Below are 584 nucleotides of genomic sequence, written 5' to 3' on the forward strand. Positions count from 1 at the left end.
GGCGGAACCTTTGGCTGCGGTACCGACGGGTTTTAGTATCCAGACGCCGGCGCGTATAGCACTTGATTTTCCCGGGGTTGGTAACTCCATGGGACGATCTGCAGTGGACCTCAACTTGGGAAATCTGCGCTCGGCGAATGTAGTGCAGGCGGGTGAAAGAACCCGTGTAGTACTGAATCTAAAGGTGCCAACGGCGTATAAAGCTGAGATTCAAGGGAAATCGTTGTTGATTACCCTCGATTCAGTGGCGGCGGCTACGCCCTCCGCCACTACACCACCAGTGTTTGCCGAAAATCGCAACACCGACACATTGCCTTTGAAGGACATCGATTTCCGTCGTGGCGTTGAGGGTTCTGGCCGTATCGTTGTGGATCTGCCCAATAACCAGGTTGGCGTGGATATACGCCAGCAAGGCCAGACTTTGGTGGTTGAGTTCCTGAAAACCGCATTGCCAGAAGGACTTCGCCGTCGTCTGGATGTGGGCGATTTCGGAACACCGGTGCAAACCGTCACCACATTTCAAACGGGGGATAAGGTCCGTATGGTGGTTGAGCCCAAGGGCGCTTGGGAACACAGTGCGTATC

General features: G+C 54.6%; 1 protein-coding gene. It reads left to right on the top strand.

The annotated features are described in order from the left end of the window. Window positions 1–584, top strand: a 584-nt coding sequence (locus tag AC1D1X_RS25250; RefSeq protein ID WP_477699630.1) for an AMIN domain-containing protein, incomplete at both ends; no start/stop codon positions are given.

This window comes from Polaromonas sp. P1_G4, from assembly GCF_056405475.1.